At 39.6% G+C, this 16,310-nt stretch carries 14 protein-coding genes, 2 pseudogenes, 1 riboswitch and 1 other annotated feature; all 16 genes and pseudogenes read right to left on the bottom strand.

All coding sequences use genetic code 11. The features are described from left to right. Positions 1 to 17: 17 nt before the first annotated feature. The 16 genes and pseudogenes from ACYQ73_RS09030 to ACYQ73_RS09105 all read right to left on the bottom strand — a co-directional run bounded on the left by ACYQ73_RS09030 (position 18) and on the right by ACYQ73_RS09105 (position 15,702). Positions 18 to 1,058, bottom strand: a complete 1,041-nt coding sequence (locus ACYQ73_RS09030; RefSeq protein WP_460012172.1) for a ribonucleotide-diphosphate reductase subunit beta — start codon at positions 1,056 to 1,058, stop codon at positions 18 to 20. Between the two features lie 12 nt (positions 1,059 to 1,070). After that, positions 1,071 to 1,982, bottom strand: a pseudogene (locus ACYQ73_RS09035) (ribonucleoside-diphosphate reductase subunit alpha); the annotation flags it as partial. A 341-nt stretch (positions 1,983 to 2,323) separates the two neighbouring features. Next, positions 2,324 to 3,625 (bottom strand): annotated as a pseudogene (locus tag ACYQ73_RS09040) (ribonucleotide reductase N-terminal alpha domain-containing protein); the annotation flags it as partial. Positions 3,626 to 3,787: 162 nt separating this feature from the next. Beyond that, a riboswitch (cobalamin riboswitch) is annotated at positions 3,788 to 3,975 on the bottom strand. Between the two features lie 110 nt (positions 3,976 to 4,085). Then, a complete protein-coding gene (locus tag ACYQ73_RS09045; RefSeq protein ID WP_460012173.1) occupies positions 4,086 to 4,769 on the bottom strand; it encodes a hypothetical protein in 684 nt (227 codons plus the stop codon). Continuing rightward, complete coding sequence (locus tag ACYQ73_RS09050; protein ID WP_460012174.1) at positions 4,766 to 5,260, bottom strand: ECF transporter S component; 495 nt, start codon at positions 5,258 to 5,260, stop codon at positions 4,766 to 4,768. The genes ACYQ73_RS09045 and ACYQ73_RS09050 overlap by 4 nt, the downstream gene beginning before the upstream one ends. A 283-nt stretch (positions 5,261 to 5,543) precedes the next feature. After that, on the bottom strand, positions 5,544 to 5,936 hold the full coding sequence (locus ACYQ73_RS09055) for a bifunctional adenosylcobinamide kinase/adenosylcobinamide-phosphate guanylyltransferase (protein WP_460012175.1): 393 nt from the start codon (positions 5,934 to 5,936) through the stop codon (positions 5,544 to 5,546). Next, complete coding sequence (locus ACYQ73_RS09060) at positions 5,885 to 6,484, bottom strand: histidine phosphatase family protein (RefSeq protein WP_460012176.1); 600 nt, start codon at positions 6,482 to 6,484, stop codon at positions 5,885 to 5,887. Before ACYQ73_RS09060 ends, ACYQ73_RS09055 begins: the two co-directional genes overlap by 52 nt. Next, entirely contained in the window at positions 6,457 to 7,233 is a 777-nt protein-coding gene (cobS, locus tag ACYQ73_RS09065; RefSeq protein WP_460012177.1) for an adenosylcobinamide-GDP ribazoletransferase, read from the bottom strand. The genes ACYQ73_RS09060 and cobS overlap by 28 nt, the downstream gene beginning before the upstream one ends. Before the next feature lie 39 nt (positions 7,234 to 7,272). Continuing rightward, positions 7,273 to 7,848 carry a bifunctional adenosylcobinamide kinase/adenosylcobinamide-phosphate guanylyltransferase gene (locus tag ACYQ73_RS09070; protein ID WP_460012178.1) on the bottom strand — a complete coding sequence of 192 codons (576 nt, stop codon included), beginning with the start codon at positions 7,846 to 7,848 and terminating at the stop codon, positions 7,273 to 7,275. 3 nt (positions 7,849 to 7,851) lie between these two features. After that, positions 7,852 to 8,469, bottom strand: coding sequence for a histidine phosphatase family protein (locus ACYQ73_RS09075; protein WP_460012179.1), 618 nt, complete (start codon positions 8,467 to 8,469; stop codon positions 7,852 to 7,854). Positions 8,470 to 8,480: 11 nt separating this feature from the next. Then, positions 8,481 to 9,560, bottom strand: coding sequence for a pyridoxal phosphate-dependent aminotransferase (locus ACYQ73_RS09080; RefSeq protein WP_460012180.1), 1,080 nt, complete (start codon positions 9,558 to 9,560; stop codon positions 8,481 to 8,483). After that, positions 9,547 to 10,503, bottom strand: a complete 957-nt coding sequence (gene cbiB, locus ACYQ73_RS09085; protein WP_053482063.1) for an adenosylcobinamide-phosphate synthase CbiB — start codon at positions 10,501 to 10,503, stop codon at positions 9,547 to 9,549. The genes ACYQ73_RS09080 and cbiB overlap by 14 nt, the downstream gene beginning before the upstream one ends. Next, entirely contained in the window at positions 10,500 to 11,183 is a 684-nt protein-coding gene (locus ACYQ73_RS09090; protein ID WP_460012181.1) for an adenosylcobinamide amidohydrolase, read from the bottom strand. The genes cbiB and ACYQ73_RS09090 overlap by 4 nt, the downstream gene beginning before the upstream one ends. 206 nt (positions 11,184 to 11,389) lie before the next feature. Further along, positions 11,390 to 11,572, bottom strand: coding sequence for a hypothetical protein (locus tag ACYQ73_RS09095; RefSeq protein ID WP_132358490.1), 183 nt, complete (start codon positions 11,570 to 11,572; stop codon positions 11,390 to 11,392). Positions 11,573 to 11,779: 207 nt separating this feature from the next. Continuing rightward, the gene (locus tag ACYQ73_RS09100; protein ID WP_460012182.1) at positions 11,780 to 13,138 is read right to left on the bottom strand and encodes an aspartate kinase; all 1,359 of its coding nucleotides are present in this window, start codon (positions 13,136 to 13,138) and stop codon (positions 11,780 to 11,782) included. Between the two features lie 1,226 nt (positions 13,139 to 14,364). Beyond that, entirely contained in the window at positions 14,365 to 15,702 is a 1,338-nt protein-coding gene (locus ACYQ73_RS09105; protein ID WP_460012183.1) for a sodium-dependent transporter, read from the bottom strand. 331 nt (positions 15,703 to 16,033) lie between these two features. Next, positions 16,034 to 16,256: a binding site (T-box leader), on the bottom strand. Positions 16,257 to 16,310 lie beyond the last annotated feature (54 nt).

A 16,310-nucleotide genomic window follows, 5' to 3' on the forward strand; every position in this document is an offset into this window, starting at 1 on the left:
TTTTTCTCTATAGTTTTTTACAAATCATCAAAGCCGTTATCTTCTACATTAACCTTTACATACTGACGAGAACGCTGCTCGAAGAAATCTGTTTTCCCTAAATCAACATCCTCATATGCTTTAACCCACTTCAATGGATTTTTACGATAGCCTTCAAATGGACGCTCTACACCAAGCTGATTACAACGTACATTAGCATAGAAATGTACATAATCATGCACATCTTCCACATCGAGGCCAGCAATTTTATCGCCAATCACTTCATTGGCCCAATCGATTTCTAGTTGAACGGCTTCACGGAAGATTTCCTGTACACGAGCTGCTCGTTCAGGTGTATCGTATTCAGGATATTCCTCTAATAGCTCTTGATAAATTTTCACAAATAAATCGACATGTAGCTGTTCATCGCGATTAATATAATTAATCATCGTTGACGAGGCCACCATTTTTTGATTACGTGCTAAATGATAGAAGAACGCAAAGCCAGAATAGAAGAATAAACCCTCTAAAATTACATCATAAACAATCGCTTCTAGCATATTTTCAACAGATGGCTCCTCTGAAAATGCTTGGTAGCCCTTAATAACGAAGTCATTACGTCGCTCTAGCACTGGCTCTGTACGCCAATAGTCAAACGTACGATCCTGCTCGTCTTTGTTGACAATACTTGATAGCACGTAGGAATAAGAGTGATTATGAATTACCTCTTGTTGCGCTAAAATAATCATTAGTGCATTTAAGCTTGAATCTGTTAAATAATCCGCTACTTTCCCCGCAAAATCGGTTTGTACACTATCTAATAGCGCTAGCAAGCCAATGATTTTTAAAAAGGATTCCTGTTCATCTGCTGATAGCTGTGGAAACTGTTTGACATCATTGCTCATATTAATTTCAAACGGTGTCCAGAAGTTCCCTAGCATTTTTTTATACTTTGGATATGCCCAGCTAAAACGCACATCATCCCAGTTTAAAATGTTAGAAGAACGTCCGTTGACAATTCCTGTTGAACGGTTTGGTGCTTCCTTATCCATAATTTGTCGTTTTGTAATAGTTGTCATTGTTACTTCCTCCTAGCTCGCGCAAGACTCACATTCTAGCAATTCTACAGACGTTGAGCGCACATAATAAGTCGTTTTCACACCGCTCGCCCAAGCATTCATATGCAATGCTAGTAAATCTTTCGCCTTAATCGTATTTTGAACGTATAAATTAAGTGAAATGCCTTGGTCGATATGACGTGCTCGTGCAGCATTTTGTTTAATTGTCCAATTTTGATCGATGAAATAAGCAGATTTATAATACCAAGTCGTCACAGGTGATAGATCAGGTACTGTTACTGGAATTTTGTAATCCTTCTTCTCTTCTGAATAACTCTTTTGGAAGATTGGATCAATCGTAGCCGTACTGCCTGCTAAAATAGATGTTGATGAGTTCGGTGCAACTGCCATTACATAGCCGTTACGCATCCCTTTTTCAGCAACCGCGGCGCGTAACGCGTTCCATTTATGACTGTCATAGCCACGTTTGTCAAAATACGCACCCGTATGCCAATCTGAGCCTTCAAATAATGGGTAAGCTCCTTTTTCACATGCCAAATCGTTAGAAGCACGAATCGTTAAATACGCAATTTCCTCATATAGCTTGTCCGCAAACTCTACAGCTTCCTCAGACTCCCATTGAATTTCTTTCAAAGCTAATAAATGGTGCCAGCCAAATGTGCCAAGTCCAATACCACGGTAGCGTAGGTTCGTACGCTCTGCTTGTTTTACTGGAATTGTATTTAGAGCAATAACGTTATCTAACATACGTACTTGAACTGGGATTAATCGTTCTAGAACGCCAGCCGGTACAGCTCTACCTAAATTAATAGATGATAAGTTACATACAACGAAATCTCCAGGCTTGCGACGTGTTACGATGACATCATCTTCTAGGGTAATAGATTCGAATTCAGTCGCTGACATATTTTGGAATATCTCTGTCCTTTTTCTTCAACTAGGTTCGCTAAACCTAATCCGTTCTCTTTTGAACTGCTGTATATCACTATACAGAGGAGACTATATCATCATCCTCAGCTCTACCTGTAGGATGCTCCGCTTTTCCCTTTATGAATTATCCCATTTTATAGGGCCTCGCTTGAGGGGTACTCTACTCGCTTCTTCACTCATATTTTTCAATGAGCTATGCTTTCGATAGTCGTTAGGCTTTTACTTTTGATTAATTAATTTAATCAAAAGATTTAGCACGGTGGGTTATCACATTGTGACTTTCCCCGTTTAACGGAGTTTTCGACAACCATTTCTGATTGAAGGTGCTACTATTAACACAAATTGCTTGAGTAAATCATCCCTTCATGCTTATTCGGATTCATACGATTTACTTCATCACGATAGAACATAAACGGCACGCCTGTTTCTAGCTGTGAGCGCATAATACGCTTCATAATATCAATGGCTGGTACGACTTCACGACTTAACAATGGATTCGCGATACATTCCTCATATTTAGTACGGAAAGAACCGTCACCCTTTTTCTCATCGTAGAAATCTTCTAGTGAGTAGCCCATAACCTCTCGTACTTCATGCGGGTCAAATAAATGCCAATCCCCACGTGCCTCAACAGTTTCCATAAATATATCCGGTAAGCATAGCCCTGTGAAAATATCATGGGCACGTAGACGTTCATCCCCATTGTTTAAGCGTAAATCTAAAAACGTAAAGACGTCTTTATGCCAAACATCTAGATAGACAGCAATAGCTCCTTGTCGTTGCCCAAGCTGATCGACTGAAACCGCTGTATTATTAAGCTGTTTAATCCATGGTAAAACGCCACTTGATGCACCTTTAAAACCTTTAATAGATGAGCCTCGGCTACGAATTTTACCCATATAAACACCAATACCACCGCCGTACTTCGATAATGTTGCGACATCTGTATTCGTGTCATAAATGCTTTGTAAACTATCATCTACTGTATCGATAAAGCAACTAGATAGCTGTCCATGTGTTTTACCTGCATTCGATAATGTCGGTGTGGCAACAGTCATATATAAATTACTCATTGCCCAGTAAGATTCACGGACTTTCTCTAAACGATTTTCTGTTTCATCCTGCATCAGAGTCATTGCAATGACCATCCATCGTTCCTGCGGTAATTCCACTGGTGTTTTCGTGTAATCACGGACTACATAGCGGTCCATTAATGTTTTTAAACCAATATACGTAAACAACTCATCACGACTTGATTCTAGATAAGAAGCGAGTTCCTGAAGCTCCTGCTCACTATACTTTGTTGTTAAACTTTCATGATACAAACCAGCTTCTGTATAGTGTGCTAAATGTTCTGGAAAAACCTTATAAACATCTTTCACTGAGACACCACGACGCGTTGCAAATTGATCATACAGTTTTTCTAAATAAACTTGAGCTGCGACAAATGTCCAGTATGGCTCCTCCTCATCAATTAAGCTAAGCGTTTGTAAAATCATCGCATCCGCCCATGCTTCAAATGTCGCATTGTCGTTTTTTCGTAGCCATCGATCCGATAATCTTACAAAACTTTCGAGTTCATCCTCCGTGTAATTTTTCTTTAGCTTAGCAATTTGCTGTTCGATTTGAATTGTCATGTACACATTCTCTCCCTTTCCTTCTCCAGCAACACAAAAAGCGATCACGCAACATCTATCGGTTACGTGATCGCAGTAAAATCGGAAATGGAAATGAAGGACATGCACACAAAGAAGTGAACAAATCTCTCGCCTCCACTTCTCAATCCCCGAAGAATGTGTTGCTGTCTTGAACATATCGGCAGGTCTCCTGGCTCATGCTTCCTCCAAATGATAACCTTCCCGTTCTTCACAGTGGCCTACTCATCATTTGTCAGCACTTACAGTTGCGGGGACAGCTTCGGCTTAAGATGACTCTTTTTCCGAATTCCCTTTTAAACCATATTGGTACCGCTCGTCCAAAATACTATATATTGTGTTTTAACTCCTAAACAAATCTAACATATTGTGTTTATTGTTGCAATAGGCGTTTTGCCCCTTGCACGTTATAAAGTGCGACATTTTCTCGAAGCAAGCCCAATTACAATGCAGTTTTACGTAGTTTTTCAAAATTTCTAGGAAATTTTTTTTGTGCTAGCTGCTCTTTTTCAGGCTGTATTCCTAGCAAAACTACTGCACATGGACCAGCCGATTTCTCAACATCTAACGAACTTTTGACCTGTTGTTCACCAAAAAGCCGAGTAAATTCGGCTTGTAGACCTTTTGATCCAACTGGCCATACTTGCTGCACGATTCCCTCTTTCCACGCCTGAAAAATAGGTTGCAGCTGTGCGACATCTTCAGGCTGTGCAAGGATTTCATTGCCTACAAGCGGTAGTCCATAGGTGTACCAACTAAGCTGTTCATGCTTAGTTGCTGCGTGTTTTTGCTGCTCACCTAGCATCGTTATAGACAATCCTGATTGTACAGTCGCCATATTGGACTCTGTACTACCATCTATCGGCGGACAACTAAGACCAGCCTCATCAAAAACCTGCTGAATGCCTGCAACATAACGAGACCATGCAGCATCCCCTGAAAAATTAGCGAGTAAAATATGGCTTGGTAAAGCATTTGCAGCAAGCTGCTCTAAAAAAGTAACACGCGCCGTGAAGTATGCCGTTAGTTGGTCTGGGGCAGACACAACATCTTGTGGTTTTTCACCAATCGCCGCGGCATTATCTGTTGTAGCAAACAGCTCACCTATTTTTATTGCATTTCTCAATGTACTCGACCTTCTTTACGCCCAAACACATTCGACAAAATTGGCATCACAATTGCAACGATCACTAGGTTTATGAGTGTTGCCAATGGAAGACTAGTCAGTGCCGCCCAGTAAAATGCCGGACTAATGATAAAGTAAAATGGTAAAGGTGCCACAACGCCATTTAAAACAAGTGCCACAGGCCATTTCCAGAAATGCATTCCTTTTTTATGCATGACCCCAAAGACCCATACAACAATAAACATTTCTACTGCGATAATAATATGTAGAGGCCCATATGGAAATCCAGTAGTTAAGGCTGAGATAAAATGCCCAATGACTCCCGCAACTCCAGCTAATACTGGAGATAAAAATACAACGCTCAACAATGCAGGTGCAGAGTCAAGCGCAGCAGTTGAAATAAATATTGGAATTTTAATAACTGCACCTACTGCACAAATTGCCGCTACCATAGCAGTGAGCGTCAATTTTATCAATCTTTGTCGATCCATCCCATTTCCTCTTTTCTTTAAATTTTTTATAATAGCGTGGGATTGATTTCCGTTCCGGTTGGGCGCTTTCCTGGGGGCGTCCGATGAGCCGCTTCGCTGCACAACACGATGTTGGTCACGAAGGCGTTATCACAGGACGTGATGGTTTTAGCCTTCGTTCCTCTATTGTTAATCCCCAAGGGGTCGCCCAACCTCCACTCCAATCAACTTATTTACAAAGCATACGTCCTTGGAAATCTTATCCCCAACATGAAAAGCCTAATAAAATTTTTTTAAAACTATATCATTTGATTTGTTCCCCAATACCGTACCAAATGCGTACGATTTGTTCGGCTTCAGCAAATAATGCCTGGTACAAACGCCCACATGTATCACGCAACAATCGTGCCTGTTTTTCCATTGGCACAACTCCACGTCCCATATCGGTCACTATTATATAGACTGCACAATTTTCTTCCAGAGTCTTTAGTCTTGTCAAAAAGGTTTTGACAAGGGGTTCATCCTCCTCAAGATCTTGTGTCAGGAGCCACTTCTCTATATTTTTAATAACTAGTACATCACAGGCTGGGCTGCCATCAGGTAGATTGCCATCTACTAGCTCAACTTTTTGACCTTCGAGCAATTTCATGACATAGTCGGTTTTTCCACTATAGGCACCTCCGATAAAGACATGCATCTCGCTCCCTCCTCCCAAGCCTTTCTTGTAAACGTTAAAGAAAACATTTTATCATGCGGTGATTGATACGACCAAAAAGTTTGCTCAGTCGGTGCAAATTCAACGAGAAGTGCTCGAATAACTCCACCATGGACAACGAGATGATAAACATCTTCGTTTTTTGGTAATGCCGTGAACCCTTCAATGACACGCGCACAAAAAGCATCCAAGCCTTCCCCCTTTGGAGGCGGTGACTGAACGGGGTCGTCTAACCATGCACAATAACGACTATCTGTTTTCAAGTCCTCATATGTTCGCCCTTCAAATTCACCGAAGTTCGACTCTCGAAATCTCCTATCAGACACATATGTTGCATTCGGAAAATAATGGGCAGCTGTTTCTCTACAGCGCAGCAAATCACTACCATACACCTTTGTGACATCTTGATCTACACTAGTCAGTAAAGAAGGATCAGCTAATGCAGAATCTGTCCAGCCTATATAACGCTTCTCCAAATTTCCCTTTGTCGGTGCATGTCTCATTAAGTGAACAATAACAACGTCACCCACAATACAACCTCCATTCCTTCAATTGATGCACCGAGTAAATCTCCAGAAACGCCACCAAAGTTGCGCACAGTAAATTGCCGAAAGACTAAAAAGGCAATCGCTAATACAGCCATCAACACTAGTGGAACAATGGAAAAACCTATGACAAACAACAAGCTACTATACGCCAAAACTAATGTGATAAGCATAAAGCAAATAAGTATTCTCGGCTTAATATGTGTTTTAAAAAAGTAGGCAAGCCCCTTTTCCTTTGAGCATTTGAGCGACATAAAATAAAAGCTCATGCCTACTCGTGTTAATAACGGAATAAACACAGGCATCCATAGTGCAAACTTATGCTGTACGAATAACTCATGCAATATCACAAATTTACCAAGCACTAAAAATAGCACGGATAGTACTCCAAATGCGCCAACACGTGGATCATCTAAAATTTCAAGCCGCTTCTCACGATCTCGATACGAAAAATAAGCATCCCCCATATCAATAAAACCGTCTAAATGTAAACCACCCGTAAATAAAGCAAACAATCCGATAATCACAAAGGAAAGCAAGACCTCACTACTAGCCGTCCATTCAGTTAAACTATAAATCGTCGCTGCCACTGCGGTACCCATAAGCGCCCCTATCCACGGCAAAAAGGCGAACATCCCGGTAATCGTTGCCTTCGTTAAAGGAATTTCTTTATGCACCGGCAAAACTGTAAAAAATTGAAACGCAAGTTGTATGCTATGCCAGAAATTTTTCATCGTCTTGCCTACCTTCTTTCTATTTTAAAGCGTCATTCATTATTTCCATTTCTTTACGACACCATAATTTATTTCATACGCCTCATCCGCTATCGATACGAACCATTGATGTAAATTCCCAAGCATTTGTCGATATAATTCTACTTCCTCGCTAAAATAAGGAGGCTCATCGAATAACTCATTTGAGACGATAAAAAACGTCACCCTTTTCTTAAGCAACGTCTCTACCGCCTTTTTTAAAACTTCTAGCTTCTGCTCTAAACAGCCGGGTTGTTCCACACAGGGAGTGCCCGAGTCAAAACCCTCGTAAAAAGCATTTGTCAGCCATGTCGTAACACAGTCCCATAACACGACATCTCCATCGGTCAGTTTATGTAATGTATTTGCAATGTCATAAGGTGCTTCTATCGTCAGCCATTCAATATTTTGTGCACGTCTGTCTGCCTGATGACGCACTATTCGCTTCTCCATCTCATGGTCCAACGCTACTCCAGAAGCAATATAAATAAGTCGTTGCGCTTGTTTCAACGTTGTTTGATAGTGAGTAACAGCCGCTTTTTCAGCAAAGTGGGATTTACCACTGCGTACTCCCCCTGTAATGAAAATCAGTGGCATTTGTTACGCCTCCTGTTGTAAATGTTGAATGTTCCCGATATCTTTCACGAGCCATTGTTGCTCGACTTTCTCAATAATTGTGACGCTTGTACCATGAATAAATGGTTCTGCCCACAGCTGATTAATGCTACGCCCTAAAATGGAGTTAATGATGCATTTAATCGTTACAGCATGAGACACAATTAAAACATTGTCCTCGGGATATTTTTCCGTAATTTCCTTTAACGTAAACATCGCTCGTTCTGTTACCGTACCAAAGCTTTCCGTATGGGTCGCGACGAATTGTCCAGGATAATCGGTATATAATTCATAATCAAGGCGGTGCGTAGTCATAATGTCCTCAACGGTTTTTCCTTGCCAATCTCCTAAAAAAATCTCCCGGAAATTATCCTCATAATAGATTGGAAGCTGTCGATTACCTAGAAGAATATGCAACGTTTCCTTAGCACGGCCACTTGAACTGCTATATGCCGCTGTAAAAGAGCAGTTTTTCAAATGATCTCGAAGTTTTTCTGCATGTAAAATACCATTCTCGGATAATGGCGAATCTAACCATCCCTGCAGCCGCTGCTCTTTATTCCACATCGTTTCGCCATGTCTTATTAAATAAAAAGTTGTCAACTTTGTCACCCCTAATTTGCGTTAAACCATGCTTGCAAACAATTCTTTAAATATGTCATGGCTGCAATATCTTTAATTCCAATACGGAACCATTCACCATTTAAGCCCATAAAGTTTTTTGTATGGCGCAGCACGACTCCCCTTGATAAACAATATGTAAAAAATGTATCTGCTTGCTGATTTTTCGGTAATGCAAAACATACATAATTCGTTACACTATTCGTCACCTGACAACCATGTTCTTGTAAATAGTTCTGTAGTGATTCCCGTTGATTTTTAGCATAGTCAATGGCATGCTCACAATATACACGCTCATCTAAACAGCCTGTACCGATAACAAGGGCAAAGGCATTCAAGTTCCAATGCGGTAGGATATTCTTTAGCTCAGTAACAACTACCGGACTTGCTACTAAATAGCCAAGGCGTAATCCTGGGATCGCATACATTTTTGTCATCGAACGAACGACAATCAAATGTGGGTTTTCTATCACATGCTGGATCAATGAATAAGCTTCATCTACCCAGTCAATAAATGCCTCATCGATGACAAGCTCACAATTGACCTTTGCACCGTGAGAGATTAATTCGAGAAGCTCCTCTTTCTTTGGAAGCACCCCAGTCGGATTGTTCGGTGTACAAATATATAAAGCATCTGCGTTCACCATTTCACCCTTCAAATGCTCCATCGGCAATGTGTAGTGAACAATATCCTCTACAATAACGGGCACAATTTCAGCACCCGCTGCCGTTAATGTTCGTTCATATTCTGAAAAAGTTGGATGTACGATAATAACCCGCTTATTGGCGTAGCGTCTAACTAGAACACTAAAAAGCTCGGATGCACCGTTACCTAGTAATACAGAATTTTTCTGAACATCATGAAAAGCTGCCACCTTTGATAAAAACGGCTCACCGTCCGGATCTGGGTAACGTTGAATAAGCGAATAAAATGTCCGCCAACGCGCCTCAACAAATGCAGGTGGCCCTGCCGAATTAACATTTTCGCTAAAATCATACACCTCTTCGGGCATATTAAGTCCTAGCTGATGATAAACATTTTGCGGATTTGCTCCGTGATTAGGTAATTGCAAAAATTAACACCTCCATTGTTAACATAACAAGCGTAAAGAGCAAGGTCGCAATGCGCATATGAATCACAGACGTTGCAATATGCTCTTTTGTTAATGGAACTAATTTCTCGCCCATTATTGCTCGATGAGATACGACACCTTTATATGTATTTTTTCCACCAAGCTGTACCCCTAATTGAACAGCTGTAGCTGCTTCTAAATAACCACTATTAGGACTTGGATGCTTTTTCGCATCTTGTGCCCAACGTTTTAAGCGCTTACCAAGAGATACATTCGTTTCATTTTTCGTACCTAGCACCATCAGAAGACCTGTTAATCGACTTGGAATAAAATTCAGCACATCGTCTAGCTTTGCAGCAAACATACCAAAATCTTTATATTTTTCATTTTTATAGCCAATCATAGAGTCTAACGTATTGACGGCCTTATAGCCCCATAACCCGATTGCGCCAAATAAAAAGGCATAAAATAATGGAGCAGTTACACCGTCACTCGTATTTTCTGAGACCGTCTCAACAACACCACGAACAATCTCATCCTCGTCAAGTTTCTCCGTATCACGGCCGACAATCCAAGAAAGCTTCACACGAGCTTCAGCAAAATCACCTTTGACAAGCGGTTCATAGACAGCCATCGCTGCTTCCTTCAAGCTACGTTGTGCTAGTCCAATCCCAATCAATAAGCCCTCAACCAGTATGCCAAATAGTGGGCTAACTTGATAGCTTAGTAGCATAATGGCTGTCACAACAAACATTGTTGTTCCTACTACAGCTAGTGCCATCACCATGCCACGGAATTTTCTCATTCTTCCTTTATTCCATAATTCTGTTTGAGATTGAATGAGCTTCCCAATCCAGCGTACTGGATGAGGCATTTTAGGAGGATCACCCACGATTAAATCAAAAACAAGCCCAATGATACAGGCAATCACCAGTGCCATCATAAAGGATTCTCCTCTTTGTCTTTTTTATATTTTTGAATGGCCTCACGCATCGTTTCATAAACACCATGGCCAATAACTTTTCCTAGCATCGTAATCGGTCCAGCATATTGATGGTAGTCGCCTTCCTCTGTTGAAGCAATTAACAAACTATCCGTTGAGGTGCCTGTAGCTTGTGTACCCGTTGTTGGATCTGTTATATCCTCATCAATAAGTGCTTTGACCTTAGCCTCTGTCGTAGAAATCATTGCCTGAAATAAAGCTTCATCCGACAATCTTCCATTGATCAGTACCCACGTATTAATAGTCCCAGCATGATACTGCTCCTGACGATGAAAGGCACGCGTAATATCGACGGCATTACCAAGACCTGCCGTAATCATGATGACAAGATGAATTCCTTCATATGTAAACTCACGAATTGTTGCATATCGGGCATAGACGGCTGTCATCATCGCAACTGTATTGTCAATCGGAAAACCCTCAGACTGTAAAAACCGTTGTAATTCTAACTGTGGTTTGCGTTCATCATACGTATAAGGCACTGAACGATTCATCAAATGTGTATAAAAGCCAAAGCCTGGATTATGTACTGCCGACGATACGACCTTCATCGGCGAATCTGTTTGGATGGCAACATAATGGTCGGAAATATGAATATCTTCCTTGCGAAGTACTGGCATTATCTCGCCTCCTATTCAAAGAAAAAAAAACAAATTCTTACAAAGAAGAATTTGTACTGTTTAGTCTTAAATTAATAACCTATCCCAAATATAAACCTTTTGAATTTGCGTACAGCATCATAACTTCATCATACATAAATTATTTATTTTTTTGAAATTGTATCACAAATTCACGTTTTATCACAATTCAATTTTAAGATATTCCGTTATTGCCTTTGTTTTAAGGTTTTAAAACGAATAATAGATCCTGCAATGATAAACACCCAGCCAATACCGATATAAACAATTTTCATCGTTTTTGTCGAGGACGGTAAAATATCCATGATCGTTAAACAAACAAATAGTATGCCTATCATTGATAGCAACATACCAATCGATAATTTTTTCAACAGAAAGACCTCCAATCAATGTACGCCCTTGATTTTACCGTATTCCCGTCAAAAAGAAAACACCAATCCAGTTTAAGGATTAGCGTTTATTTAGCAATACTACCTCCAACTCGATATCTAGCGAAATCAAAGAAGTTTGGTGGTACATTAACTACCCGTTCAGTGGGGATGAAAAACCCCCCACTGATTAAGTTACACCTTATTCCCTTATACTCTTACATGTGCAAAAAATTCCCCGTAAAGCGCTTGTAAAATTTGATTTTCATATTCTTGTAGCACACCGAATACTAGACTGACTTCAGATGAACCTTGATTAATCATCTCTATATTTGCACCTGTTTTTGAAATCGCAGTTGCAGCACGTGCCGCTAGCCCCGTGTTATTACGCATGCCTTCGCCTACAATAACAATCATAGAGAACCCATGACGCATTTGCACATCATCTGCATTCAACTCATTTTTCACACGAGAAAGAATTCGTTCTTCATTTTCAAGTGTTATTTGATTTGAACGCATAATGACAGAAATATCGTCTAAACCAGATGGTGTGTGTTCATATGAAATATTTTCATCTTCTAAAATTTGTAGAAGCTTACGGCCAAAGCCTACTTCCCTATTCATCAAATATTTTGACACATATAAAGTTGAAAAGCCACTGTCTGCCGAAATACCTGTGACCGGACGTCCTGTTACAGAGCGTCTTGGTACAATACGAGTACCCGGGGCTGATGGATTATTTGTATTTTTTATGTTAACTGGCACCCCAATCTTGTAAACAGGCATTAACGCTTCATCATGGAAAACTGAAAAGCCTGCATAGGATAATTCGCGCATTTCGCGATACGTAATTTCTTTAATTTCCACTGGATCATTCACAACTTTCGGATTCGCGGAGAACACACAGTCCACATCCGTAAAGTTTTCATATAGCTCTGCTTCAACAGCAGCTGCTAAAATCGAGCCTGTAATATCAGAGCCACCGCGGTCAAATGTACGCAGTATGCCCGCTTTAGTGAAACCAAAGAAACCCGGGAATACAATAATTTCCTTGGTAAATTTTAGAGGCGCTAAATTTGCATAAGCCTCTGGTAAAGCATACGTGCGTTCAGGTAAATCATTGACGACCAAACCATCTTTTGGACTTACGTAGCGTGCAGGCATACCGATTGAATTAAAATAAGCAGCGATTAGTTTCGCGTTATTGTCTTCCCCTGCCGCTTTGATGCTATCGATAAATAATTCCTCATTCGATTTATCACCTTGTACGCGTTCACGTAAATCCTCAGCAATCACATCACAAATTGTATGATCTAATTCCAAACCATCCGCAATCGCCATAAAGCGATTGACAACGATTTGCAGTTCATCTTCAATATCTTCATTTTTTAATGCTGCCATCGCTAAGTTAATTAATAAATCAGTTACCTTTATATCGTCACCAGAACGCTTCCCAGGTGCAGAAACGGCTACGATTTTACGTGCCGGATTAGATTTTACAATGTTTGCGACTTTTTGAATTTGTTCTGCGCTTGCTACAGATGTTCCACCAAATTTACATACGATCATAACCATCAAATCCTAACTTTTTAAATTAAATGTATTCCTCCAAAAAACAATTGAATGTACACAGTGTACAAATTAAAGTTCCCCACGTCAATACAATTTAAAAAATTCACGCAATTAATCGATGGAAAATGGACAATTTTCACACTGTTTGATTTATTATACGGATTTCGTAGGAAATAGTTAAGGTTTTTGCAAATTTTTTTCGTAGATTTCCAATATTCGTACAAATATTTGTCTGAACTAGCTGAAATCATCTAATTTACAGAATTTTTTAACACTAGACCTAACATGACAAACCAAATCACGTCTTTTCGAAAACAGATACGGATATCAATATAAACAATTTTGCTCGTATAAAAATAAGATGTATCAATTCAACAGCAGAATGTGGGTCTTTATTACAACATCTACAAGCCGAAAATCTTTGGACATGACAATCCCAAGATAAATAGCTCAAGGTTTTATGCCCATCTCTCTTAGTGTTGTAATAAAACCAAGTAACGAAAAGTACACCATGCAAGAATCTTTTGTACATACTTAAATTAGCAAGTGTTTTTCAGCAAACCTGAATCAATTATGCCTCGGCATAATTGCGTCCGAAAATCGGCTTTATGCTTGGGCCTGCACGATGCAGGTCAGTTAGCCGTTATCGCATGGATGCGATGATTTTAGGCTAACATCCTTTATTAACTCCTTTCCGATTCCGTGACATCCGCCAGAGGCTTTAACTTCTTTCTGCGACACCCGATGAAAAGTGATTTAAACCACATTCAACTCACCAACTATATAGGTCGGAGATGAATGCTGAAAGAAGTTAAATTGTAGTGCCTTTCTTCTATATTAATTGAAGAAAACGCTTTCCCCATTATGATATGCAGAAAAACTTGTGATGTTTGTGCTATTTCGAATGATGTCAAGCTATTCTTTTTTTGATTTTTTTATCTGTTTTAGGCGGGGATTGCTTTGATTTGCGTTGGTTTCCGCTTTTATTCTGTGGAGGGTTGAATTCGTAGGGGCCGGAGCAGTTCTTCGGGGTGGCCCGAGCGATTTTCTCTTGGACCGGAGCAGTTCTTTGAGGGCCCCGATCACTTTTCTCTTGGAAAGTAAAGAAAACAAAAAAATAACTCCAACATCAACTTTAATTGATATTTTGGAGTTGCTTTCAGATCATTTTATAACAAAAAGGCCCTAACATAACGTTATGCTAGAGCCTTTTATATTGTATTTTAAATCAATCCAATTACATTTAAAAATACGATAATAATTGCAATTGGTGCTATATAGCGAAGTAAGAATAACCATAATACAAATAATTTATAGCCTTTATTTTTACTTACACCCAGTTCTTGCATTAATACATCTTTCTTCATTTTAAACGGTACAAAGATCGCAACTAATAATACACCGAGTGGCATAAGAACATTACTTACTGCAAAGTCTGCTAAATCAAAGATTGTTTTTCCAAACAATTGCACATCGCTTAATACGCCAAATGACAGTGCCGATGGAATCCCTACAACAAAGATTAGTAATCCGACCATCAATGCCATTTTTTCACGTTTCCCTTTACCTTTTGTCGTTAAAGAGGCAACGCTAATTTCTAACATGGAAATGGCTGATGTTATTGTTGCAAAGAAAAATAGTAACAAGAAAATAATGAAGAAAAATTTCCCGAATGCCATTTTACTGAAAATCGCTGGCAAGACAATAAATAATAGCCCTGGTCCTTGAGATGGTTCCATTCCAAATGCGAAAACTACCGGGAAAATAGCAAGCCCTGCAAGCAATGTAATCACAAGCGTTAAACCAACGATAGAAAATGCTGAACGCGGTAAACTTTCTTCTTTCGGTAAGTATGAGCTATACGTAACCATTACTCCTACACCGACAGATAACGAGAAGAACGATTGCCCCATCGCATATAAAATAATTTCAGATGTTACATTTGAGAAATCAGGTTGTAAGAAGAAGCGAACCCCTTCTCCAGCTCCATCTAATGTAAGAGCACGAATAATTAAGACAAAGAATAAAACAAACAGTGCTGGCATGAAATATTTATTTACTTTTTCAACACCATTTTGAACGCCTTTACTAACGATAAAAATAGTAATAAGAATAAATAATAACTGTGATCCAACCGCTAAAAACGGATTGGCAATGATTTCATTAAAAGTGGCTTCGTACGCCCCATTTCCTTCCCATAGTCTACCTGTAATTGCATTCCATAAATATAATAAAATCCATCCTCCTACAACACTGTAGAATGAAAGCAAGATGAAGCATGTTACAATCCCTAATTTACCAACCCACGGCCATAGCGTCTTAGGAGCAATATTTCTATAAGCATCAACAGCCTCTTTTTGCGTACTTCTTCCAACTACAAATTCCGCCAATAATAACGGTAAACCAATTAATAAAGTAAAACCGATGAAAATAAGGAAGAACGCACCGCCACCTCCAATACCGGCCATATACGGGAACTTCCAAATCGCGCCAAGACCGATTGCCGAGCCTGCTGCTGCTAAAATGAAACCTAATTTCGATGTCCATTGCTGTGATTCCATCTCTTTATCTCCTCTCTTTTTCTATTTCTTTGTTTATTACAATTCGGTCTTTATTCATATTGGTCTATCGTAAGTCCTTTCAAATAAAAATCGCCTCAACGAAACGTAGGGAAAATAAAAATATCACAATAAAAAACGCCCCTACGCAAATACGTAGGGACGATTATATATCGCGGTACCACCCTAGTTATGAAGATATAACAAGAGGAAAGCCTTAATAAAAAACGTCCCTACGTAAACACGTAGGGACGATTATATATCGCGGTACCACCCTAGTTATGAAAATACAACAAGAGGAAGACCTTAATAAAAAAACGTCCCTACGTAAATACGTAGGGACGATAGATATCGCGGTACCACCCTAGTTGTGAAAAAATTCTTCACCACTTTATTTGATAACGGTATTCACTACCGTCTTCCACTTCCTCACAACGTGTGATTTATGAAAGATGCTCCAGGTCGAAATTCATGATCATCTATATACTGATTCGCACCACCCATCAGCTCTCTGAAATAGGGAGATTTTCACTACTTAATCCTATCATTGCCCAAATATTAATTTTCCGAATTGATACTATCATTTTTATCACACATTTAATACTAGCGTC

The sequence above is a fragment of the Lysinibacillus sp. CTST325 genome (genome assembly GCF_054665055.1).